General features: G+C 56.6%; 25 protein-coding genes. All 25 read left to right on the top strand.

All coding sequences use genetic code 11. The features are described 5' to 3' along the window. Positions 1 to 38 precede the first annotated feature (38 nt). The 25 genes from QOL67_RS17095 to QOL67_RS16975 all read left to right on the top strand — a co-directional run bounded on the left by QOL67_RS17095 (position 39) and on the right by QOL67_RS16975 (position 22,674). Positions 39 to 1,988 carry an acetyl/propionyl/methylcrotonyl-CoA carboxylase subunit alpha gene (locus tag QOL67_RS17095; RefSeq protein WP_283427198.1) on the top strand — a complete coding sequence of 650 codons (1,950 nt, stop codon included), beginning with the start codon at positions 39 to 41 and terminating at the stop codon, positions 1,986 to 1,988. Further along, positions 1,985 to 2,656 carry a glutathione S-transferase family protein gene (locus QOL67_RS17090; protein WP_283427197.1) on the top strand — a complete coding sequence of 224 codons (672 nt, stop codon included), beginning with the start codon at positions 1,985 to 1,987 and terminating at the stop codon, positions 2,654 to 2,656. The genes QOL67_RS17095 and QOL67_RS17090 overlap by 4 nt, the downstream gene beginning before the upstream one ends. 2 nt (positions 2,657 to 2,658) lie before the next feature. Beyond that, complete coding sequence (locus tag QOL67_RS17085) at positions 2,659 to 3,522, top strand: hydroxymethylglutaryl-CoA lyase (protein ID WP_283427196.1); 864 nt, start codon at positions 2,659 to 2,661, stop codon at positions 3,520 to 3,522. An 11-nt stretch (positions 3,523 to 3,533) separates the two neighbouring features. Further along, positions 3,534 to 4,319, top strand: a complete 786-nt coding sequence (locus tag QOL67_RS17080; protein WP_283427195.1) for a crotonase/enoyl-CoA hydratase family protein — start codon at positions 3,534 to 3,536, stop codon at positions 4,317 to 4,319. A 452-nt stretch (positions 4,320 to 4,771) separates the two neighbouring features. Beyond that, on the top strand, positions 4,772 to 5,137 hold the full coding sequence (locus QOL67_RS17075) for an NADH-quinone oxidoreductase subunit A (RefSeq protein ID WP_283427194.1): 366 nt from the start codon (positions 4,772 to 4,774) through the stop codon (positions 5,135 to 5,137). After that, entirely contained in the window at positions 5,128 to 5,661 is a 534-nt protein-coding gene (locus QOL67_RS17070; RefSeq protein ID WP_283427193.1) for a NuoB/complex I 20 kDa subunit family protein, read from the top strand. The genes QOL67_RS17075 and QOL67_RS17070 overlap by 10 nt, the downstream gene beginning before the upstream one ends. Further along, the gene (locus QOL67_RS17065) at positions 5,658 to 6,263 is read left to right on the top strand and encodes an NADH-quinone oxidoreductase subunit C (protein ID WP_283427192.1); all 606 of its coding nucleotides are present in this window, start codon (positions 5,658 to 5,660) and stop codon (positions 6,261 to 6,263) included. Before QOL67_RS17070 ends, QOL67_RS17065 begins: the two co-directional genes overlap by 4 nt. Continuing rightward, positions 6,263 to 7,486, top strand: a complete 1,224-nt coding sequence (locus tag QOL67_RS17060; protein WP_283427307.1) for an NADH-quinone oxidoreductase subunit D — start codon at positions 6,263 to 6,265, stop codon at positions 7,484 to 7,486. Before QOL67_RS17065 ends, QOL67_RS17060 begins: the two co-directional genes overlap by 1 nt. Beyond that, the gene (locus QOL67_RS17055) at positions 7,483 to 7,752 is read left to right on the top strand and encodes a hypothetical protein (RefSeq protein ID WP_283427191.1); all 270 of its coding nucleotides are present in this window, start codon (positions 7,483 to 7,485) and stop codon (positions 7,750 to 7,752) included. The genes QOL67_RS17060 and QOL67_RS17055 overlap by 4 nt, the downstream gene beginning before the upstream one ends. Beyond that, positions 7,752 to 8,897, top strand: coding sequence for an NADH-quinone oxidoreductase subunit E (locus QOL67_RS17050; RefSeq protein ID WP_283427190.1), 1,146 nt, complete (start codon positions 7,752 to 7,754; stop codon positions 8,895 to 8,897). The genes QOL67_RS17055 and QOL67_RS17050 overlap by 1 nt, the downstream gene beginning before the upstream one ends. A 3-nt stretch (positions 8,898 to 8,900) precedes the next feature. Then, on the top strand, positions 8,901 to 9,128 hold the full coding sequence (locus tag QOL67_RS17045; protein ID WP_283427189.1) for a DUF5337 domain-containing protein: 228 nt from the start codon (positions 8,901 to 8,903) through the stop codon (positions 9,126 to 9,128). A 4-nt stretch (positions 9,129 to 9,132) separates the two neighbouring features. Beyond that, entirely contained in the window at positions 9,133 to 10,431 is a 1,299-nt protein-coding gene (gene nuoF / locus QOL67_RS17040) for an NADH-quinone oxidoreductase subunit NuoF (RefSeq protein WP_283427188.1), read from the top strand. Between the two features lie 15 nt (positions 10,432 to 10,446). After that, on the top strand, positions 10,447 to 10,824 hold the full coding sequence (locus QOL67_RS17035; protein WP_283427187.1) for a hypothetical protein: 378 nt from the start codon (positions 10,447 to 10,449) through the stop codon (positions 10,822 to 10,824). A gap of 103 nt (positions 10,825 to 10,927) precedes the next feature. Beyond that, positions 10,928 to 11,332, top strand: a complete 405-nt coding sequence (locus tag QOL67_RS17030; RefSeq protein ID WP_283427186.1) for a DUF5333 domain-containing protein — start codon at positions 10,928 to 10,930, stop codon at positions 11,330 to 11,332. Positions 11,333 to 11,335: 3 nt separating this feature from the next. Further along, the gene (gene nuoG / locus QOL67_RS17025) at positions 11,336 to 13,354 is read left to right on the top strand and encodes an NADH-quinone oxidoreductase subunit NuoG (protein ID WP_283427185.1); all 2,019 of its coding nucleotides are present in this window, start codon (positions 11,336 to 11,338) and stop codon (positions 13,352 to 13,354) included. 8 nt (positions 13,355 to 13,362) lie between these two features. Continuing rightward, on the top strand, positions 13,363 to 13,779 hold the full coding sequence (locus QOL67_RS17020; protein ID WP_283427184.1) for a hypothetical protein: 417 nt from the start codon (positions 13,363 to 13,365) through the stop codon (positions 13,777 to 13,779). A gap of 6 nt (positions 13,780 to 13,785) precedes the next feature. After that, on the top strand, positions 13,786 to 14,826 hold the full coding sequence (nuoH, locus tag QOL67_RS17015) for an NADH-quinone oxidoreductase subunit NuoH (RefSeq protein WP_283427183.1): 1,041 nt from the start codon (positions 13,786 to 13,788) through the stop codon (positions 14,824 to 14,826). Between the two features lies 1 nt (position 14,827). After that, a complete protein-coding gene (gene nuoI / locus QOL67_RS17010) occupies positions 14,828 to 15,322 on the top strand; it encodes an NADH-quinone oxidoreductase subunit NuoI (RefSeq protein ID WP_283427182.1) in 495 nt (164 codons plus the stop codon). 17 nt (positions 15,323 to 15,339) lie between these two features. Then, entirely contained in the window at positions 15,340 to 15,747 is a 408-nt protein-coding gene (locus QOL67_RS17005) for a carboxymuconolactone decarboxylase family protein (protein WP_283427181.1), read from the top strand. Next, positions 15,744 to 16,352: an NADH-quinone oxidoreductase subunit J gene (locus tag QOL67_RS17000; protein WP_283427180.1), complete on the top strand. Its 609-nt coding sequence runs from the start codon at positions 15,744 to 15,746 to the stop codon at positions 16,350 to 16,352. Before QOL67_RS17005 ends, QOL67_RS17000 begins: the two co-directional genes overlap by 4 nt. Positions 16,353 to 16,390: 38 nt before the next feature. Then, positions 16,391 to 16,696, top strand: a complete 306-nt coding sequence (gene nuoK / locus QOL67_RS16995; protein WP_164644785.1) for an NADH-quinone oxidoreductase subunit NuoK — start codon at positions 16,391 to 16,393, stop codon at positions 16,694 to 16,696. Positions 16,697 to 16,702: 6 nt separating this feature from the next. Continuing rightward, positions 16,703 to 18,838, top strand: coding sequence for an NADH-quinone oxidoreductase subunit L (gene nuoL, locus QOL67_RS16990; RefSeq protein ID WP_283427179.1), 2,136 nt, complete (start codon positions 16,703 to 16,705; stop codon positions 18,836 to 18,838). After that, positions 18,838 to 20,382: an NADH-quinone oxidoreductase subunit M gene (locus QOL67_RS16985; protein WP_283427178.1), complete on the top strand. Its 1,545-nt coding sequence runs from the start codon at positions 18,838 to 18,840 to the stop codon at positions 20,380 to 20,382. Before nuoL ends, QOL67_RS16985 begins: the two co-directional genes overlap by 1 nt. 14 nt (positions 20,383 to 20,396) lie before the next feature. Further along, a complete protein-coding gene (nuoN, locus tag QOL67_RS16980) occupies positions 20,397 to 21,839 on the top strand; it encodes an NADH-quinone oxidoreductase subunit NuoN (protein ID WP_283427177.1) in 1,443 nt (480 codons plus the stop codon). An 82-nt stretch (positions 21,840 to 21,921) separates the two neighbouring features. Next, the gene (locus tag QOL67_RS16975; RefSeq protein WP_283427176.1) at positions 21,922 to 22,674 is read left to right on the top strand and encodes a biotin--[acetyl-CoA-carboxylase] ligase; all 753 of its coding nucleotides are present in this window, start codon (positions 21,922 to 21,924) and stop codon (positions 22,672 to 22,674) included. Positions 22,675 to 22,681 lie beyond the last annotated feature (7 nt).

Here is a 22,681-nt window from a genome sequence, read left to right as displayed (position 1 = left end):
AGCCCCCGGTCCGACGTCTCAACGCAAAGGACCACCCGATGTTTGAAAAAATTCTGATAGCCAACCGAGGCGAGATTGCCTGCCGCGTGATGGAAACGGCCCGTGAAATGGGCGTCAAAACGGTTGCAGTGTATTCTGATGCAGATGCCAACGCGAAACACGTTGAGCTGGCCGATCAAGCTGTACACATTGGTGGCGCGGCCCCGGCTGACAGCTATCTCAAAGGTGACGTGATCATTGCTGCCGCGCTCGACACCGGTGCGCAGGGCATTCATCCGGGCTATGGCTTCCTCTCGGAAAATCCTGAGTTTGTTGAGGCAGTAGAGGCGGCCGGTCTGACCTTTATCGGCCCCTCTGCCAAAGCGATCCGCGCCATGGGCCTCAAAGACGCGGCCAAAGTTCTGATGGAAGAGGCCAACGTGCCGGTTGTCCCAGGTTATCACGGCGACAATCAGGATGGGACTTTCTTGGCTGAGCAGGCTGAGGTGATTGGTTATCCGGTTCTGATCAAAGCGGTGGCTGGCGGCGGTGGCAAAGGTATGCGTCTTGTTGAGAAATCAGCCGATTTCTCTGATGCATTGGCCTCCGCGCAAGGTGAGGCGACTACGGCTTTTGGCAACCCAGATGTCTTGATCGAGAAATACGTCACCAGTCCGCGCCACATCGAAGTACAGGTTTTCGGCGACGGCACCAACGCTGTACATTTGTTTGAACGCGACTGCTCCCTGCAGCGCCGCCACCAGAAAGTCATCGAAGAAGCGCCAGCACCCGGCATGACCGATGAAATGCGGTTTGCCATGGGCGATGCCGCTGTGCGTGCCGCCGAGGCGATCAACTATAAAGGTGCAGGCACCATCGAGTTTATCGTGGATGGCTCCAACGGCCTGCGTGCGGATGGCTTCTGGTTTATGGAAATGAACACCCGCTTGCAGGTGGAACATCCTGTTACTGAGGCGATCACAGGCGTTGATTTGGTCGAATGGCAGCTGCGGGTTGCCTCTGGTGAGACACTGCCCAAACAACAGGAAGAGCTGACCATCACGGGCCACTCTTTTGAGGCACGCATCTATGCTGAGGATGTGCCCAAAGGCTTCTTGCCTGCTACAGGCACGCTCTCGCATCTGGAGTTCCCGACCCAAGCCCGCATCGATAGTGGCGTTAGGGCAGGGGACACCATCAGCCCATGGTATGATCCGATGATTGCGAAGCTGGTGGTGCATGGGGCGACACGTGACATTGCCCTGAAACAGTTGGAACGCGCCTTGCGCTGGACCGACGTGGGCGGCACGGTGACCAACGTGAGTTTCCTTGCTTTGCTCGCGGCTCAGCCAAACTTTGTGGCAGGAGACGTGGACACAGGCCTGATCGAACGTCACATTAATGCGCTGGCCGTACAGCCCTCGGCCTGCACCAAAGCCCGTTCGGTTGCGGCGCTGACAGCTTTGGGATTGCGGCCACTGGATGGATCTGCGCCGGCCGAAACGTTGGTTCTGTGGTCCCCGCTGACCCATAGTATGTCTCTGATCCACAATGAAGAGCGCATTGACGTGGACGTACGTGTCAACGACACCGGCAACTACAGCGTTTACGTCGGTGAAGCTGAGCATCTTGTCACTTTCAAGGGCGGCAGCTGGTGGGTGGACACAGTTAAAGTTCTGGCTCGTACCGCCCAAAACGGCGATGACCTCACGGTTTTCTGGGGCAATGGGTACCGATTCACCGTTGTTGATCCTTTGGTCCGCGAAGATGAAGCTGGAGCAGGTGGCAACGTGATTGCCGCACCGATGCCTGGGCTTGTGAAGGCGATCTTTGCTGAGGCTGGGCAAGAAGTCTCCGAAGGCGATCGTCTCGCTGTTTTGGAAGCCATGAAGATGGAACACTCGCTTCTCGCGCCGCGGGATGGCGTGGTGGCGGATGTTCTGGCAAGCGCAGGTGCGCAGGTTGAGGACGGCACCGCACTGATTGTTTTGGAAGAAGAAGAGGAATGAGCGCAGTCCTGCACTCCATTGCGGGCAGTCGGTCCTTTCGGGTGAACTGGCTACTGCATGAATTGGGCGAGGCTGTAGAGATTGTGCCGTACCAGATCATGGACGGTTCGCTGCAAAAGCCCGACTTCAAGTCCATGTCGCCAGCTCGGCGCGTGCCAGCGTTGGAGATTGACGGCCGCGTGCTGTATGAAAGCGGCGCGATTGTGCAGTACCTCTGTGAAACGCGCGGCGATCACAACCTGATGCCTGAGGTTGGCAGCGAGGAGCGTGCAGAGTGGCTTCAATGGTTGCATTACGCGGAGACCATCGCAGCGGGGATTCAGAATCTCAACATGCAGCATCTGTTCTTGCCAAAAGACTGGATGAAGTCACCCACTGTGATGGGCATCGAAACCAAGCGGCTGGCAATTGCGTTGAAGGCCGTTGAAAGTGCCCTGTCTGATGGCCGGGAGTTTCTGTTGGTGAGCGGGTTTTCGGCTGCGGATGTGATGATGGGGTTCACGCTGGAAAGCGCCAGCCGCTATGTGCGGTTTGACAGCTACCCTTTGACCGCCGCCTACTTGCGGCGCATCCAAGCTCGCCCCGCCTACAAGGCGGCTCAAGACGCCGAGGGGCCGCAACAGTTTTACACACAAGACTTCTATGACTTGCCGGAGCAGGGGGCGTAAGCATGTCCAACACCGTTGAAATTTTCGAAATGGGTCCGCGCGACGGGCTGCAAAACGAAAAGCGCCAAATTCCCACTTCTGAGAAAATTGCGCTTGTAGATTGCCTGTCCAAGGCGGGGTTCAAGCGCATCGAGGTGGCCAGCTTTGTCAGTCCCAAATGGGTGCCGCAGATGGCCGACTCTGCGGAGGTCCTTGGGGGAATTACCCGCGCCGAAGGCATCAGCTACGCAGCTCTCACACCCAACATGCGCGGCTTTGCGGGGGCAGTGGCCGCCAAGGCGGATGAAATTGCAATCTTCGGCTCTGCCTCTGAGGGTTTTTCAAAAGCCAACATCAACGCCACCATCGCGGAGAGCCTAGAACGCTTCGCCCCGGTGGTGGCGGCTGCCAAAGAGATCGACTTACCTGTCCGAGGCTATGTAAGCTGCGTCACCGATTGTCCCTATGATGGCCCCACGCCGCCGGAAAAGGTGGCTGAGGTTGCGAAGCACTTGTTTGATGCAGGCTGCTATGAGATCAGCTTGGGCGACACCATCGGTCAAGGCACGCCGGAGAGCATTTCAGCTATGTTGAAAGCCGTTTTAGAGGTGGTTCCTGCGGGCAAGCTGGCAGGCCATTATCACGACACTGCTGGCCGTGCCCTGGCGAACATCGAAGCGTCTCTGGAACTTGGGGTGCGGGTGTTTGATGCCGCCGTTGGTGGTCTGGGCGGCTGTCCCTATGCGCCAGGGGCCAAAGGCAATGTGGCCACAGAAGCCGTGGATGCGCGCCTTAAGGCGCTGGGCTACGAGACAGGCCTCGATACCGCCGTTCTGGCGCAAGCGGCAGAGATGGCGCGGGCCATGCGCTCATCTAAAGCACAGTGAGGGGGATTCAAATGACTTATGAAACTTTGGGAATTGATACGGATGACCGCGGCGTTGCCACGCTCACTTTGAACCGCCCGGACAAGCACAATGCAATGTCGGGCCAGATGATTGTCGAGTTGAAACAGGCCGCCGAGGCGCTGAGTTCGGATGAAAGCGTGCGCGTTGTGGTACTGACCGGTGCAGGCAAAAGCTTCTGTGCGGGGGGCGATCTGGGCTGGATGCAGGAGCAGATGGCTGCGGATCCCGACACGCGTTTTGTTGAGGCACGTAAATTGGCGGAGGCGCTTCAGGCGCTCAACACAATGCCCAAACCCTTGATTGGTCGTTTGCAGGGCAATGCCTTTGGTGGTGGTGTGGGCATGGCCAGCGTGTGTGATGTGGCCATTGGCGTAGACAGCCTGACCATGGGGCTGACGGAAACCAAACTGGGGCTGATTCCGGCCACCATTGGTCCCTACGTTCTGTCACGCATGGGGGAGGCCATGGCGCGCCGGGTGTTTATGTCGGCCCGGTTGTTCAAAGCGCCAGAGGCGGTCACTTTGGGACTATTGGCCAAAGCCGTGCCCTCTGATGACCTGGATGCCGCAGTTGAAGCAGAGATAAAACCTTACTTGGCCTGTGCCCCGGGCGCAGTTGCTAGGGCAAAGGCGCTTGCCCGCAAGCTAGGCCCGGTAATTGACGATGCTGTTATCGACCACACCATTGGCGAATTGGTTGCCTGTTGGGAAGGGCAAGAGGCCAAAGACGGTATTGGTGCCTTTTTTTCAAAAGAAAAGCCAAAATGGGCCTCCTGAATACTCTTTAGTTACAGGAAGTGGATTTGGAGCTAATTAGTTACAGGAAGTGGATTTGGAGCTAAGCTGGGATCCCGGCTTAGCTTTTTCTTTGGAGCTTTCCTTTAAGGCATAGATGAAAAACACTTTTTACGACATTTTCGAGGTATGGGGGGGGAAGCCGCGTCGATGGATATAGTTGATTTTTTTTGTCGGATACTGGGGGATTCTGGAATCAAGGGTCAATTTGACCAGTTTCAAGAGACGGCTTGGAAAAAATGGTGTTGGCGTAATGCCGCACATCAATGAGGATCATAGTTAAGACATTGATTTTCTTTAATTAACAACATTATCACGCCCAGCTCAAAACTTGCGCTAAATGTTGACCCCGCCATAGGGCAGGGGTAAACCCCGCAGAGAGTCTATACAGCCATCTGACTGCACCGTGCTGGCGTGCATGAAAGGAGCTACCCTTGGAAGAGATGCTTCGGGAATACTTTCCCATCCTCATCTTCGCTGCCGTTGCCATCGGTCTCGGTCTTGTTTTCATCCTCGCAGCCGTGGTTTTGGCGGTGCGCAATCCGGACCCTGAAAAGGTCTCTGCGTATGAGTGCGGTTTCAACGCCTTTGATGATGCGCGTATGAAATTTGACGTTCGGTTCTATCTCGTCTCGATCCTCTTCATCATCTTTGATTTGGAAATTGCCTTCCTCTTCCCTTGGGCCGTCGCTTTCAAGGATGTTTCGATGGTGGGGTTCTGGTCGATGATGGTGTTCCTCGCGGTTCTGACCATCGGCTTTGCCTATGAGTGGAAAAAAGGAGCTCTGGAATGGGAGTGATGACAGGTCAAAACACCGCAGGTGTCGACAAAGAAGTTGTCACCCAGGCGCTGAATTCCGAGTTGCAGGACAAAGGCTTCCTGCTGACCAATGCAGAAGACCTGATCAACTGGGGCCGCACCGGCTCTTTGCACTGGATGACCTTTGGTCTGGCCTGCTGCGCAGTTGAGATGATGCACACGTCTATGCCGCGGTATGATGCTGAGCGTTTTGGTATCGCTCCACGCGCCTCCCCACGACAGTCTGACGTGATGATTGTGGCGGGCACGCTGACCAACAAAATGGCGCCGGCTTTGCGCAAGGTCTACGACCAAATGCCGGAGCCACGCTATGTGATCTCGATGGGGTCCTGCGCCAATGGCGGCGGTTATTACCACTACAGCTATTCCGTTGTGCGCGGCTGTGACCGCATTGTGCCGGTCGACATCTATGTGCCGGGCTGCCCTCCGACCGCCGAAGCGCTGCTTTATGGTCTGCTGCAGCTGCAACGCAAAATCCGCCGCACGGGGACAATTGAACGATGAGCGAAGCCCTGAACGAACTTGGCGCCCATATCGAACTCAAGCGCCCCGATTGTGTGATTGGTTGGAGCATCGCGTTTGATGAGCTGACTATTGATGTGGCTCCGGCCAACATCGCGCCGTTTGTGGAATTCCTGCGCAACGATCCGACCTGTCGCTTCTCCACTCTCGTGGATATCACAGCCGTGGATTATCCTGAGCGGTCCAAGCGCTTTGATGTCGTCTACCACTTCCTGAGCATGTATCAGAACCACCGCGTGCGCCTGCGCGTGTCGGTGCGCGAAGATGAAATGGTGCCGTCCATTGTGCCGGTGCATCCATCGGCCAACTGGTTTGAACGCGAAGTGTTCGATATGTTTGGCATCATCTTCTCAGATCACCCGGACCTGCGCCGCTTGTTGTCGGACTACGGTTTCCGTGGCCACCCGCTGCGCAAGGACTTCCCGACCACCGGATATACCGAAGTGCGCTACGACGAAGTGCAAAAACGCGTGGTCTATGAACCAGTGCAGCTGACACAGGACTACCGCCAGTTTGATTTCATGTCTCCGTGGGAAGGGGCTGAATACATCCTGCCCGGCGACGAAAAAGGGGACGCGAAATGATGGACGGCTCCAAATTTGACGACGGCAGCGTGGATGCGCTGAGCGGCGAACAGCAGATCCGCAACTTCAACATCAACTTCGGCCCGCAACACCCTGCGGCCCACGGCGTGCTGCGTCTGGTGCTGGAGTTAGATGGCGAGATTGTCGAGCGTTGCGACCCGCACGTAGGCTTGCTGCACCGTGGCACCGAAAAGCTGATGGAAAGCCGCACCTACCTGCAAAACCTGCCGTATCTCGACCGCCTCGATTATGTGGCGCCGATGAACCAGGAACACGCATGGTGTCTGGCAATTGAAAAGCTGACCGGCACCGAAGTACCGCGTCGCGCACAGCTCATTCGTGTGCTGTTCTGCGAAATCGGCCGTATTCTGAACCACCTGATGAACGTCACCACACAGGCGATGGACGTTGGTGCGCTGACGCCCCCACTGTGGGGCTTTGAAGAGCGTGAAAAGCTGATGGTGTTCTATGAGCGGGCCTGTGGCGCGCGTCTGCACGCCAACTACTTCCGCCCAGGCGGTGTGCACCAAGATCTTCCGGATCAGCTGGTTGATGATATCGAAGAGTGGGCCATCGAGTTCCCACAGGCTCTTTCGGACATCGACGAGCTGCTGACCGAGAACCGCGTGTTCAAGCAACGTAACGTCGACATTGGCGTTGTGACCGAAGAAGATGTGCTCCAGTGGGGCATGTCTGGTGTCATGGCGCGGTCTGCGGGCATGGCGTGGGACTTGCGTCGCGCACAACCTTATGAGTGCTACGACGAGTTTGAGTTCCAAATTCCCGTTGGTAAAAACGGCGACTGCTATGACCGTTACCTGATGCGCATGGAAGAAATGCGTCAGTCGCTGTCGATCATGCGTCAGGCCATTGTGAAACTGCGCGAAGCCACCGGTGACGTGCTGTCTCGTGGCAAGCTGACCCCGCCAAAACGCGGCGACATGAAAACTTCGATGGAAAGCCTGATCCACCACTTCAAGCTCTACACCGAAGGCTTCCACGTGCCCGCTGGTGAGGTTTATGCCGCCGTCGAAGCCCCCAAAGGTGAATTTGGCGTTTACATGGTCGCTGATGGCACCAACAAACCTTACCGCGCCAAGCTGCGTGCACCGGGTTATCTGCATCTGCAGGCCATGGATCACATCACTACGGGCCACCAGCTTGCCGACGTGGCCGCTATCATCGGTACCATGGATATCGTGTTCGGGGAGATCGACCGATGAAAACGCGCGTTTCTATTGTGGCAACTGTTCTGGCACTGAGCTGCCAAGCAGCCTCGGCTGATCCTTCTTTTCCGGACATGGTCGCCAATTCAAATGGCTACCTGCACATCCGTGACAACGTTGTTCTCGTCGAGACCGATGACGGCAGCTACATGTGCCGCTTGACGGTCACAGACGCAGCTTTTGACGCCCAGGAGACGGGCGAGAACATTCCGGAGGGCGCGACCTCCGCGACCTGTATTCCGCTTGAGGAGTTCGAAAACTAATGCTCCGTCGCCTGTATCACGACCAGCCGGAAAGCTTTGCTTTCACCACGGCAAACCAGACCTGGGCTGAGGCTCAGATCACGAAATACCCAGAAGGCCGTCAGGCTTCCGCTGTGATCCCACTTTTGTGGCGCGCACAGGAGCAGGAAGGTTGGCTTTCAAAGCCCGCACTTGAGACCGTCGCCGACATGCTCGACATGGCCTACATCCGCGTGCTCGAAGTGGCCTCGTTCTACTTTATGTTCCAGATGCAGCCGGTTGGCTCGGTCGCGCACATACAGATCTGTGGCACCACGTCCTGCATGATCTGTGGCGCCGAAGACCTGATCGCGGTCTGCCGCGAGAAGATCGCCGACAAACCACACGCGCTTTCCGCAGATGGCAAATTCTCCTGGGAAGAAGTCGAATGTCTCGGAGCGTGTACCAACGCGCCAATGGCGCAAATTGGCAAAGACTACTTCGAAGACCTGACAGCTGACGGTTTTGCCAAAATGCTGGACGAATTGGCCGCTGGCAAGGTGCCAACTCCGGGCCCTCAAAACGGCCGCTATTCCTCGGAGCCGCTTTCCGGTCTGACCAGCCTCAAAGAATATGACAGCGGCAAAACGCAGTATAATGCGTCCGTGCAGCTGGCGACCGACATTGGGGACTCCATCAAGCGCATCGACGGCACCGAAGTGCCAATTTTGACCCCTTGGGTGGGCAAAGATGGCGTTGTTGCAGGTCGCGCCGCCGAAGGTCAGCCGCCCAAACCCGCTCCGACACCCAAGCCGGCAGTAAAGCAGGCGGAAGAGGCCCAAAAAGCTGCTAAGCCGAAAGCTGAGAAGGCCGAGACCAAATCGGACAAGCCTAAGGCCAAAAAACCTGCGCCTAAGAAAGCTGCCAAAGCAGACGCCGCTGACGATCTGAAACAGCTTAAGGGTGTCGGTCCTGCGCTGGAGAAGAAGTTGCACGAAAACGGTGTGACGTCCTTTGCTCAAATCGCAGCGTGGGGTCCGGCAGAGATCGAAGACATGGACGACAAACTGTCGTTCAAAGGTCGCATTGAGCGCGATGGCTGGGTTGACCAGGCCAATTTGCTGGCTGCGGGTGAAGAAACGGAATTCTCCAAGAAAGTCGCCAAAGGCGACGTCTACGAGGATTGATGAATGACTGAGGGACAATCAGCTCAGGACGTGGCGCGCAAGAGCCGCATGGTGTCGGTGGTGATCGCCGGAACCATCCTGATTTGGCTGGCGCTCAATGTGATTGGAAAGATGGCAGGATTGCCAGGGCGCTTTGCGCTTCTGTTTGATTTTGCTGCAATGGCTGCGCTGATCTGGGCGCTGGTCAACATCTATCAGATCTGGCGCGCGCGTCAGGCAGACAAAGGGTAACGGGATGCTCAAAGATCAAGACCGTATCTTTACCAACCTCTACGGTATGCATGACCGTACGCTGGCTGGCGCCAAGGCGCGCGGCCATTGGGATGGCACCGCAAAGCTGATCCAGCAGGGGCGGGATTCGATCATCGACACCATGAAGGCCTCCGGCCTGCGTGGGCGTGGTGGCGCGGGCTTCCCAACCGGTCTGAAGTGGTCCTTCATGCCCAAAGAAAGCGATGGTCGCCCAGCCTATCTGGTGATCAACGCGGATGAATCCGAGCCCGGTACCTGCAAAGACCGCGAAATCATGCGCCACGATCCGCACACGCTGATCGAAGGGGCGTTGATTGCCTCTTTCGCGATGAACGCGCACACCTGTTACATCTACATCCGCGGCGAATACATCCGCGAGCGTGAAGCGCTGCAGGCTGCGATCGACGAATGCTATGACGCAGGCATGCTTGGTAAAAACGCTGCTGGCTCGGGCTGGGACTTTGATCTGTTCCTACATCACGGCGCCGGTGCTTACATCTGCGGCGAAGAAACCGCATTGCTGGAAAGCCTCGAAGGCAAAAAAGGCATGCCACGTATGAAGCCACCGTTCCCGGCGGGCGCAGGTCTATACGGCTGTCCAACCACCGTGAACAATGTGGAATCCATTGCTGTGGTGCCCACCATTCTGCGCCGAGGCGGCGAATGGTTTGCTGGCTTTGGCCGCCCAAACAATGCGGGCACCAAGCTGTTTGGCATCTCCGGTCACGTGAATAATCCCTGTGTGGTTGAAGAAGAAATGTCGATCTCCTTTGAAGAGCTGATCGACAAGCATTGTGGTGGCATTCGCGGCGGGTGGGACAACCTGCTGGCTGTGATCCCTGGCGGTTCGTCTGTTCCTTGTGTGCGCGGTGAGAACATGCGCGACGCGATTATGGACTTTGACTATCTGCGCAATGATCTGGGTTCCGGCCTTGGTACAGCTGCGGTGATTGTCATGGACAAGCAGACCGACATCATCAAAGCAATCTGGCGCCTGGCCAAATTCTATAAGCACGAAAGCTGCGGTCAGTGTACTCCGTGCCGCGAAGGGACCGGCTGGATGATGCGTGTCATGGACCGTTTGGTGCGCGGCGAAGCTGAGATTGAAGAGATCGACATGCTGTGGGATGTGACCAAACAGGTCGAAGGCCACACCATCTGTGCTTTGGGTGATGCGGCGGCATGGCCTATCCAGGGTCTGATCCGCAACTTCCGCGAAGAAATCGAAGATCGCATCAAAGCCAACAATACGGGGCGCATGGGCGCCTTTGCAGCGGAGTAAAAACGAAGAATGCGCATGACTAAGTTCACTTGCCAGCGGAAGACGCCAGCCATCATTGCCGGGTTGCTTATTGCAACCACGGCACTGTCGGCTTGTAGCGGCAATTGGCGTGCGAGCTTCAAGAGTAAGCGCGAGCGTATTGCGTTTGAGGGCTATCAGTACAAAGCCAAATCTAGCCAAGTCTCCAAAGAAGAGCGCGAACACTTCGAAGTGGTTGTGTCCCGTGCCAATCAGAGCCTGCCAGGTGCACGCCAGGCCGGTGAATATGAGGCCGTTAAATACTGCATCAAACAGTACGGTACGTCCAAAATGGATTGGGTGATTGGGCCCGAAACCGAAACCATCATCCCTGTGGATGACAAAATCAGACTCGAAGGATATTGCCGCCCGTGATTTGTTATCCGACATATCCCGGCTGTTATTGCCTATCACAGCGGCCTTTGCCTCTGTCCTCCTTGGCAAAGGGTGTCTTTGCCGTTGCCAAAGGAGTGAGCAAATGATCCGTCTGACATCTGTATTTGTTGCCGCAACCCTCGCCTTGAGTGGTTCCGCTGTTGCCAAGCCACCTCTGCGTGAGGTGAAAGAAATCTACGATCCGCTGTATTGGGCCCTAGTGGCTTTTGAAATCAGTGAAGTGTGTGACAGCATTGAGCCACGTAAGTTCAAAGGAGTGGCGGATGGCTGGGGGTTGGTGCGTAAAGCACGCAAACTTGGCTACACGGATGACGAGATCAAAGCATTTATTAAATCGGACGAAGAGAAAGAGCGCATGCGGCAGCGTGGTGACGCTTATCTTAAGCACAAAGGTGCCTCTTTGGACGATCCGAAATCTGTCTGTGCGCTTGGTCGCGCGGAAATCGAACGAAACAGCGCGATCGGCGTGTATTTGAGGGCGAAATAAGCGATGTCTGACCTCCGCAAGATCATCATCGACGAGCAAGAAGTCGAGGTAGAGGGCGCAATGACCCTGATCCAAGCCTGCGAAGAAGCTGGCGTGGAAATTCCGCGGTTCTGCTACCACGAACGTCTGTCGATTGCGGGTAACTGCCGCATGTGCCTTGTCGAAGTTGTCGGTGGGCCACCAAAGCCTGCGGCGTCCTGTGCCATGCAGGTGCGGGATTTGCGTCCTGGCCCGGAAGGTCAGCCACCAGTTGTAAAAACCAACTCGCCGATGGTGAAAAAGGCTCGCGAAGGTGTGATGGAATTCATGCTGATCAACCACCCGCTGGATTGCCCGATTTGCGATCAGGGTGGCGAATGTGACCTGCAGGATCAGGCCATGGCTTATGGCATCAGCGAAAACCGCTTCAAAGAAGGCAAACGGGCAGTGGACGACCTGGACCTCGGTCCTCTGGTCGCAACCACAATGACACGCTGCATCTCATGCACCCGCTGTGTGCGTTTCACCACCGAAGTGGCGGGCATCACCCAGATGGGCCAGACTGGCCGTGGCGAAGACGCAGAGATCACCAGCTATCTGAACCAGACACTCGACAGCAACCTGCAGGGCAACATCATTGATCTCTGCCCAGTTGGTGCGCTGACGTCCAAGCCCTACAGCTTCACCGCCCGCCCATGGGAATTGACCAAGACTGAAACCATCGACGTGATGGACGCACTTGGCGCGAGCATCCGTGTGGACACCAAAGGTCGCGAAGTGATGCGAATCCTGCCGCGCAACCATGACGGCGTGAACGAAGAGTGGATTTCGGACAAAACCCGCTTTGTCTGGGACGGCCTGCGTCGCCAGCGCTTGGATCAGCCTTACGTTCGTGTCGATGGCAAACTGAAGCCCGCGACATGGGGCGAAGCCCTGACTACCGCTGCGGAAGCAATGAAGGGCAAAAAAGTTGCAGGCTTGATTGGGGACTTGGTTCCTGTTGAGGCCGCCTATGCGCTCAAGCAATTGGTTCAAGGCTTGGACGGCAACGTGGAATGCCGCACTGACAATGTTCGCCTGCCTTTGGACAATCGGGCTGCCTATGTTGGAACAGCCTCAATCGAAGACATTGATGACGCGAAGTTCATCATGATGCTTGGGTCAAACCCACGTGAAGAAGCTCCGGTCCTGAATGCGCGTATTCGCGCAGCATGGTCCAAAGGCGCAACTGTTGGGCTGATTGGTGAGGCGGTCGACCTGACTTATGACTATGTCCATGTCGGCACGGACCGTGCGGCGTTGGAAGGTCAGCTGGGCAAAGAACACAAGGATGTCATCGACCAGGCTTCGATCATTATCGTTGGCCAGGGGGCCCTTCGTGAGGCGGATGGCCTTTCGGTGTTGGCACATGCTCAGAAGCTGGCCGAGGAAACCAAGTCGAAGTTGCTGGTGCTGCATACCGCGGCCTCTCGTGTTGGCGCGATGGATATTGGCGCCACGACTTTGGGTGGCATGGAAGCTGCGATTGAGGGGGCTGAGGTCATCTACAATCTTGGTGCCGATGAGGTGGAAATCGATCCTGGTGCCTTTGTGATCTATCAAGGCAGCCACGGGGATCGTGGTGCACACCGTGCAGATGTGATCCTGCCTGCGGCAGCTTACACGGAAGAAAACGGTCTGTTTGTAAACACTGAAGGGCGTCCCCAATTGGCCATGCGTGCGGGTTTTGCACCGGGCGACGCCAAAGAAAACTGGGCAATTTTACGCGCTCTGAGTGCAGAGCTCGACGCGACCCTCGGGTATGATACGTTGGCGCAGTTGCGCACCGTAATGATTGCCGAGGTGCCTCACCTTGCCAAAATCGATCAGGTGCCAGTCAATGAAGGCGAAACTCTTGAGGCTGGGCCTCTCGGCAAGGCGGCATTCAAGTCCGTGGTCTCCGATTTCTACCTAACCAACCCAATCGCGCGTGCGAGCAGCTTGATGGCGGAACTCTCCGCCGCTGCCAAAGCCCGCAGTAACGCCAAAATCGCAGCGGAATAAGCCAACAGATGATCTTTCGCGTCCCTCATTTCCTGATCGCTTCGGCCGCTTTGGCCGGGCTGTCGGCCTGCGCTCCGCAGACCGGCACGGATGTGATGCGCGAAAAGGTTGCCTTTGAACCCAAATATGCAGGCGTAGACACGCGGTTGCTGGAAGGTGATTTGGTGAACTTTCACGTTGCCATGGCCGGCGCGCGAGACGAAGACGATGTGCATGCCTACGCCGAATGTGCGGCGGCGCAATATGCGTTGATCCGTGGATTTGGTTTTGCGCGGCATGTACGGACAACAACTGACAATCAGGGCGACCTGTGGACAGGAGATGCGGTTTACACCATCTCCGCTGCATTGCCCCGTGGTCTCAAGACAATCGATGCAGAAGTCATTGTCGCGAACTGCGAAGACAACGGAATACCTACGGTGTGAGGACCCATGACTGAATTCTTTACCACCACGAACCTCGGCATCACGCTCCTGACTTTGGGGCAGGTGCTGGCGGTTGTCGTGCCGCTTTTGGTGGCGCTGGCATTCCTGCTTTATGCGGACCGGAAAATCTGGGCCGCTGTACAGCTGCGCCGGGGCCCCAATGTTGTGGGCGTGTTTGGCCTGCTGCAAAGCTTTGCTGACTTCATCAAATATGCGGTGAAAGAGATTGTGTATCCGGCAGGCTCGGACAAGGTGGTCTTCTTGCTGGCCCCTATGGTCAGTTTGGTCATGGCACTGATTGCCTGGGCCGTGATCCCGTTCAACGACGGCTGGGTCGTGTCTGACATCAACGTTGCCATTCTCTATGTGATGGCGGTGAGCTCGTTGGAAGTTTACGGCGTGATCATGGGCGGTTGGGCCTCCAACTCGAAATACCCGTTCCTCGGTTCGTTGCGGTCGGCGGCACAGATGATTTCCTACGAGGTTTCCCTTGGCCTGATCATCATCGGTATTATCATCACCACCGGATCCATGAACTTTGGTGACATCGTCATGGCACAGGATGGAAAATACGGCATCTTCAGCTGGTACTGGCTGCCGCACTTCCCGATGATGTTCCTCTTTCTGATTTCGGCCATGGCGGAAACCAACCGCCCACCGTTTGACCTTCCCGAAGCGGAATCCGAACTCGTCGCAGGCTACCAGGTGGAATACTCCTCCACACCGTTCCTGCTCTTCATGATTGGTGAATATGTCGCCATCGTGCTGATGTGCGCACTGGTATCGCTTCTGTTCCTCGGCGGCTGGCTCTCCCCGATCCCGGGTCTGCCTGACGGCATCGTCTGGATGCTGCTGAAGATCTGCTTTGTGTTCTTCATCTTCTCGATGGTGAAAGCCATCTCCCCGCGCTACCGCTACGACCAGCTGATGCGCATCGGTTGGAAAGTCTTCTTGCCCATGTCTCTCGTTTGGGTCGTGCTGGTGTCGTTCCTTGCAAAATTCGAACTTTTCGGCGGCGCCTATGCCCGCTGGGCCATCGGAGGCTGATATGACAGCAATCGACTACAAACGCGCCGCTGGCTACTTCCTGCTGAAAGACTTCCTTGGCGGGTTCAAACTGGGCATGAAGTATTTCTTCAAACCCAAGGCGACGATCAACTACCCACACGAAAAAGGCCCGCTGTCTCCACGTTTCCGTGGCGAGCACGCCCTGCGCCGCTACCCAAACGGCGAAGAGCGTTGCATTGCCTGTAAGCTGTGTGAAGCGATCTGCCCGGCACAAGCGATCACCATCGACGCCGAACCTCGCGAAGATGGCTCCCGCCGCACCACCCGCTATGACATCGACATGACCAAATGCATCTACTGCGGTTTCTGCCAAGAGGCCTGCCCAGTGGATGCGATTGTCGAAGGGCCAAACTTCGAATTTGCCACCGAGACCCGCGAAGAGCTGTTTTACGACAAAGACAAGCTTTTGGAAAACGGCGCCCGCTGGGAAGCCGAAATCGCGCGTAATCTCGAAATTGACGCGCCATATCGCTGAGTGAGGAACCTAGGACCATGAGCGACAACAAAAACCCATATCAGGCGATGTTCGCCCAGTATCAGGAGATGGCGAAATCCTTCAATCCTGCGCTGGAATCGTTCACGCCAAAAGGGTTTGAGACGCTCTGGCCCACCATGCCCAAAGACGTCATGGAGATGTTCTTTGGCAATTCGATGAACAAAGGTGGCTTGGATGCCAAGACCCGCCTGCTGCTGACACTTGGCGCACTCACTATGTTGGGCGCTCAGGCTGATGCGCAAATCCGCCTCACACTTCGCCACCTGGTGGAAGTTGGGGCCACAAAACAAGAAATCGTGGAGACCATCGGGCAAATGTCGATGTTCGCCGGTATTCCCGCCACCACCCGCGCCATGGAATTGGTGCAAGAGGTCTTGGCGGACAAAGAGGGAAGTGACACATGACCATCGCAGATTATGCATTTTGGTTGTTTTCGATCTGCGTGATCGTCGGCGGGTTTTGCACCGTCATCAGCCGCAATCCGGTGCACTCTGTGCTCTGGTTGATCCTTGCATTCCTGAGTGCTGCTGGGCTCTTCGTGCTCCTGGGAGCCGAGTTTGTGGCGATGCTGTTGATCATCGTCTACGTCGGTGCCGTAGCCGTGTTGTTCTTGTTTGTGGTGATGATGCTGGATGTCGACTTTGCCGAATTGAAAGCGGGCATGGCGCAATATTTGCCACTCTCGCTTCTGATTGGTGTGATTTTGCTGATGCAGCTCGGCATCGTGTTTGGCCCATGGGAATTCTCCGACAGTGCGCAAAGCCTGCGTGCGGCGGTTACACCTGAAGACACCCACAACACCGCAGCTTTGGGCCTGATCCTCTATGATCAATACTTCCTGCTGTTCCAACTGTCCGGCCTGATCCTGTTGGTTGCGATGATTGGGGCAATTGTACTGACCCTGCGCCACCGCAAAGACGTGAAGCGTCAGAATGTGCTGGAGCAGATGTGGCGCGACCCAGCGGACGCGATGGAATTGAAAGACGTAAAACCGGGGCAGGGGCTCTAAGCCCGCCTGAAGAGATAAAAAGAACCGAGGGACCAAATATGATTGGTTTGGAACACTACCTAGGCGTGGCGGCGACGCTTTTCGTCATCGGCATTTTCGGCCTCTTCCTGAACCGGAAGAACATCATCATTCTGTTGATGTCGATTGAACTCATCCTGCTGTCTGTGAACATCAACCTGGTGGCGTTCTCGTCCTTCCTGGGCGATCTCACCGGACAGGTCTTCGCGCTGTTTGTGATGACCGTGGCGGCCGCAGAAGCCGCCATTGGCCTCGCGATCCTGGTCTCCTTCTTCCGCAACCGTGGTTCGATTGCGGTCGAAGACGTCAACGTGATGAAAGGCTAAGCGATCATGGAAACGTTTATTCTCTTTGGGCCGCTGGTTGGCGCCCTGATCGCAGGGTTCGGATGGCGACTGATCGGCGAGAAAGCCGCGCAATACCTGACCACGGCGATCCTGTTCTGGGCCTGTCTGCTGAGCTGGATTGTGTTTCTTGGCCTGGATGCCTCGCAAGTCAAACAAATCCCCATTCTGGACTTTGTTCAATCTGGTCACCTCGACACCGCGTGGTCGATCCGGGTGGATCGTCTGACTGCGATCATGTTGATTGTGGTGACCTCGGTCTCGGCCCTCGTGCACCTCTACTCCATTGGTTACATGGCGCATGACGAGCATTGGACAGAAGACGAAAATTACAAGGCGCGTTTCTTCGCCTACTTGTCGTTCTTTACCTTCACCATGTTGATGCTGGTGACCGCCGACAACCTCTTGCAGATGTTCTTCGGCTGGGAAGGTGTGGGCGTCGCGTCTTACCTGCTCATCGGGTTCTATTACAAAAAGCCATCAGCCAACGCTGCTGCGATCAAAGCATTTGTGGTCAACCGTGTGGGGGACTTCGGCTTCCTGCTCGGCATTTTCGCGATCTTCATTCTGACCGACGGCAGCATCAAGTTTGACGACATCTTCGCGGAAGCGCCAAAACTTGCAGAGAAGGAACTACACTTCCTGTGGCGCGACTGGAACGCGGCCAACCTAGTTGCCTTCCTGCTGTTCATCGGCGCGATGGGTAAATCGGCACAGCTCTTCTTGCACACTTGGTTGCCGGACGCGATGGAAGGCCCGACCCCCGTGTCCGCGCTGATCCACGCCGCGACCATGGTAACCGCGGGTGTTTTCCTTGTGTCCCGGATGTCACCGCTGATCGAATACGCAGGCGATACCAAAGCGTTTATCGTTTTCATCGGTGCCTCAACGGCCTTTGTCGCGGCCACCATTGGCCTTGTGCAAAATGACATCAAACGTGTGATCGCTTATTCAACGATGTCCCAGCTGGGCTACATGTTTGTAGCGGCAGGTGTGGGCGTTTACTCCGCCGCGATGTTCCACCTCTTCACCCACGCCTTCTTCAAGGCGATGCTCTTCCTGGGCGCGGGCTCGGTGATCCACGCGATGCACCACGAACAAGACATGCGCAACTACGGTGGTCTGCGTAAGAAGATACCCTATACCTACTGGGCGATGATGATTGGTACGCTGGCGATCACCGGCGTTGGCATCCCGCTCACGCACATTGGCTTTGCTGGTTTCCTCTCGAAAGATGCGATCATCGAAAGCGCATGGGCAGGCACCGCAGGCGGTTACGGCTTCTGGATGTTGGTCATCGCTGCGCTGTTCACCAGCTTCTACAGCTGGCGCCTGATTTTCCTGACCTTCTATGGCGAAGCCCGTGGCAACAAGCACACCCATGACCACGCGCATGAAAGCCCTATGGTCATGCTGATCCCGCTGGGCGTACTCTCGCTGGGCGCAATCTTTGCCGGAATGATCTGGTTTGGCTCCTTCTTTGGTGACCACGACACCGTGAACAAATTCTACGGCGTGCCGTCGCACCACGCGGAAAACAGCGAAGGCCACGGCGAAGAAGCTGCTCACGGGGAGGGCCACGCGAAAGACGATGCACACGGTGACGACCATGCCGCAACGCATGACGATCCAAGCCATGCTGCTGTGAAAGCCGCGCATCACGGCGCAGCCCCCAAAGGCGCGATCTTTACGCACCCTGACAACCACGTGATGGATGACGCGCACCATGCCCCAAAATGGGTCAAGGTCAGCCCCTTCATCGCGATGGTCATCGGTTTGGTCTTTGCGCTCTGGTTCTACATTTGGAACCCGTCCATGCCGGCACGTCTGGCAGCTGCGCAGCGCCCCCTCTACCTGTTCTTGTTGAACAAGTGGTACTTTGATGAAGCCTATGACTTCCTGTTTGTGCGCCCGGCAGCCGCCATCGGCCGTTTCCTATGGAAACGCGGTGACGGTGACGTGATCGACGGCTCCCTAAATGGTGTGGCTATGGGCTTTGTGCCTTGGGTCACCCGTCTCGCAGGCCGCGCCCAGACTGGCTACGTCTTTACCTATGCCCTTGCCATGGTGATCGGCATCGTTGCCCTCATCACCTTGATGACGCTCAGCGGAGGAGCGCACTAATGAACGACAGCTTGCTCTCCCTGGTCACGTTTATCCCGACCTTCGCAGCTTTGATCCTTCTGGTCTTCCTGCGCGGCGAAGATGAAATGGCTCAGCGCAACGCCAAACGCGTTGCCCTAACCGCAACCGTCATCACCTTCTTGGTGTCCCTCTTTGTTCTGGCTGGGTTTGACCCGAACAACACCGGCTTTCAGTTTGTTGAAGAACGCGACTGGCTGATGGGGCTGAAGTATAAGATGGGCGTGGATGGCATTTCTGTGCTGTTTGTCATGCTCACAACCTTCATGATGCCGCTGGTGATCTGGGCGTCTTGGGATGTGAAATCCCGCGTGAAGGAATACATGATTGCTTTCCTGCTGCTGGAAACGCTGATGCTTGGCGTGTTCATGGCGCTGGACTTGGTGCTCTTTTATCTGTTCTTCGAAGCAGGCCTGATCCCGATGTTCTTGATCATCGGCATCTGGGGCGGCGCCAACCGCATCTATGCATCGTTTAAGTTCTTCCTCTACACGTTCCTCGGCTCCGTGCTGATGCTGGTGGCGATGGTGGCGATGTTTGTGAACGCCGGTACCACCGATATTCCAACGCTGATGGCACATGAGTTTGCATCGGAAACCATGAGTGTCATGGGCATCACCGTGATCGGCGGTATGCAAACCATCATGTTCCTGGCCTTCTTCGCGTCGTTTGCCGTGAAGATGCCTATGTGGCCAGTACACACCTGGTTGCCGGATGCCCACGTCCAAGCGCCGACTGCCGGTTCTGTGGTTCTGGCGGCAATCTTGCTGAAGATGGGCGGCTACGGCTTCCTGCGCTTCTCGCTGCCGATGTTCCCCATTGGGGCTGAGGTGATGACGCCGCTGGTGATGTGGATGTCCGCGATTGCGATTGTCTACACGTCGCTGGTCGCCTTTGTGCAAGAAGACATGAAAAAGCTGATTGCCTACTCCTCGGTCGCACACATGGGCTATGTGACCATGGGGATCTTTGCGGCCAACCAACAAGGCATCGACGGCGCGATTTTCCAGATGATCAGCCACGGCTTTATCTCCGGCGCGCTCTTCCTTTGTGTGGGCGTGATTTACGACCGCATGCACACCCGCGAGATCGACGCATATGGCGGTCTTGTGAACCGTATGCCAGCCTATGCGCTGATCTTCATGTTCTTCACCATGGCCAACGTCGGCCTGCCGGGCACCTCCGGTTTTGTCGGTGAATTCCTGACCCTGATGGGCGTGTTCCAGGTCAACACCTGGGTGGCTCTGATTGCCACGTCCGGTGTGATCTTGTCGGCAGCGTACGCGCTGTGGCTCTACCGCCGCGTGGTGATGGGCGATCTGATCAAAGAAAGCCTGAAGACCATCAAGGACATGACCCGCCGCGAGAAAATGATCTTTGCGCCGCTGGTGGCGATGACATTGATCTTGGGTGTGTACCCATCGCTGGTCACCGACATCATTGGTCCCTCGGTCGAGAACCTGATTTCCAACTATGACACCGCACTGGCCCATGGCGCTTCCGCCAGCCAGTCGGCATCGCACTAAGGAGCGCTTGAGATATGATCCAGGCTGACCTGAATATCATCTTGCCGGAAATCCTGCTGGCGATTTACGCCATGCTGGCGCTGCTTGCGGTGGTCTATACCGGCAAAGACAAAATGGCGCCGATGCTGACTTGGCTCACTGCCGGTGTGTTTGCGCTGCTCGCAGTGTGGATTGGCATGTCCGGTTCCGGAGAAAATGTTGCCTTCAACGGCATGTTCCATGACGACGCTTTCTCGCGTTTCGCCAAAGCGGCCATGTTGCTGGCAGGCGCAGCAGTGTTGGTGATGGGTGCGGACTACATGCAGCGCCGCAACATGCTGCGGTTTGAGTATCCAATCCTCGTGGCGCTCGCCATGGTGGGGATGATGACCATGGTGTCCGCTGGCGACCTGATGACGCTGTACATGGGTCTCGAACTGCAATCCTTGGCTCTCTATGTGGTCGCAACGCTGCGCCGCGACGGGGTGAAATCCACAGAAGCGGGTATGAAATACTTCCTGCTTGGCGCACTCTCTTCTGGTCTGTTGCTCTACGGGTCTTCGTTGGTTTACGGCTTTGCAGGCACGACCACTTTCGCTGGGATCGTCGAGGCGGTTGGCCACGGTCACGCGCCATTGGGTCTGCTCTTTGGCCTGACCTTTGTGATCTCTGGCCTGGCGTTCAAAGTGTCCGCCGTGCCGTTCCACATGTGGACGCCGGACGTCTACGAAGGTGCGCCAACTCCGATCACCGCCTTTTTTGCCACGGCGCCTAAGCTGGCGGCGATGGGCCTCTTTGCCCGCGTGCTGTTTGACGCCTTTGGCGGCGTGGTTGGGGACTGGCAACAGATCATTGCACTGTTGTCTGTGCTGTCCATGTTCCTCGGCGCGATTGCCGCAATTGGGCAAACCAACATCAAACGCCTGATGGCCTACTCGTCCATTGCCCACATGGGCTATGCGCTGATGGGCCTGGCCGCTGGGACGGCTCTGGGTGTCGAGGCGATGCTGGTATACATGGCGATCTACGTCACCATGAACGTCGGTACGTTTGCCTTCATCCTGTCCATGGAAAAAGACGGTCAGCCGGTGACAGACATCGCCTCGCTGAACATGTATAGCAAGCAATCTTCCGGCCGCGCGCTGGCGTTGCTGTTCCTTATGTTCTCTCTCGCCGGTGTGCCGCCGTTCCTTGGCTTCTTTGGCAAGCTCTACGTGCTGCGCGCTGCTTTCGAAGGTGGGCTCGCTTGGCTCGCGATTGCTGGCGTGGTGGCCTCTGTGATTGGCGCCTTCTACTACCTGCGCATCGTTTTCTACATGTACTTTGGCGAAGAGGGTGATGCGCTGGATGCACCGCGCTCTTTGGTGCAACAAGTGTTGTTGATGGCCAGTGCAGCGATCATGCTGCTTGGCATCGTTAACTTCTTTGGGGTGGATACGGCTGCTCAAGCTGCTGCGGCCGCTCTGATGCCACATTGATCGCACAGATTAGCAATTGAACGTGACGCGCCCCACCGGGGCGCGTTGCTGTTTTTGACAACTGTTGAAAGACAATCCTGACATGATCAACTGGCCTGAAGGATACGGACGCCGCGTTTTGGCCAAAGTGGACAGCACAAACGCCGAAGCCGCCCGCATTGCGCCTGAGCTGGCTGGCCCTGAATGGATTTTGGGCCTGCGCCAAACCCAAGGCCGGGGCCGTCGGGGCAGGGCGTGGGTTGATCCAACGGGCAATTTTGCCGGAACGCTGGTGATGCGCCCAGCAGAAGCGCCAGACCAAGTGGCCTTGCGCTCTTTTGTGGCTTCCTTGGCTCTCTATGACGCCTTTGTCGCGGTCTCGGGGCGGAGCGAAGGCCTTGCGCTGAAATGGCCCAATGACGTGCTTTTGAACGGCGGCAAAGTTGCAGGCATCCTTCTGGAAAGCGCGGGGATGGCAGGTGGCACCGTCAGCCATATCGCCATCGGTATTGGTGTAAACTTGGCCCATGCGCCTGGTACCGAGGCCGTGGAAACTCAAGCGACGCCCCCTGTCTCTCTGCTCAGTGAAACAGGCGCTTCTGTCACTCCTGAAGAATTCCTCGACGTCCTTGCCGCTGCCTACGCCCGATGGGAAACGCAGTTTGTCACCTATGGTTTTGAACCAATACGCACCGCTTGGCTGACCCGCGCAGCGCGCATCGGCGAGGTTATCACTGCCCGCACAACCCGCGACGAAACGACCGGAACTTTCGAAACGGTGGACACGCAGGGCAATCTGGTGTTGAAGACCGCAAAAGGCCGCGTGGCCATTCCCGCGGCAGACATATTTTTCTGATCCGCGC

Source organism: Shimia sagamensis, assembly GCF_900182745.1.
Taxonomy (GTDB): Bacteria; Pseudomonadota; Alphaproteobacteria; order Rhodobacterales; family Rhodobacteraceae; genus Shimia; species Shimia sagamensis.
Note: the sequence above shows the minus strand (reverse complement) of the source record. Positions and strands in the feature narration are given on the sequence as shown.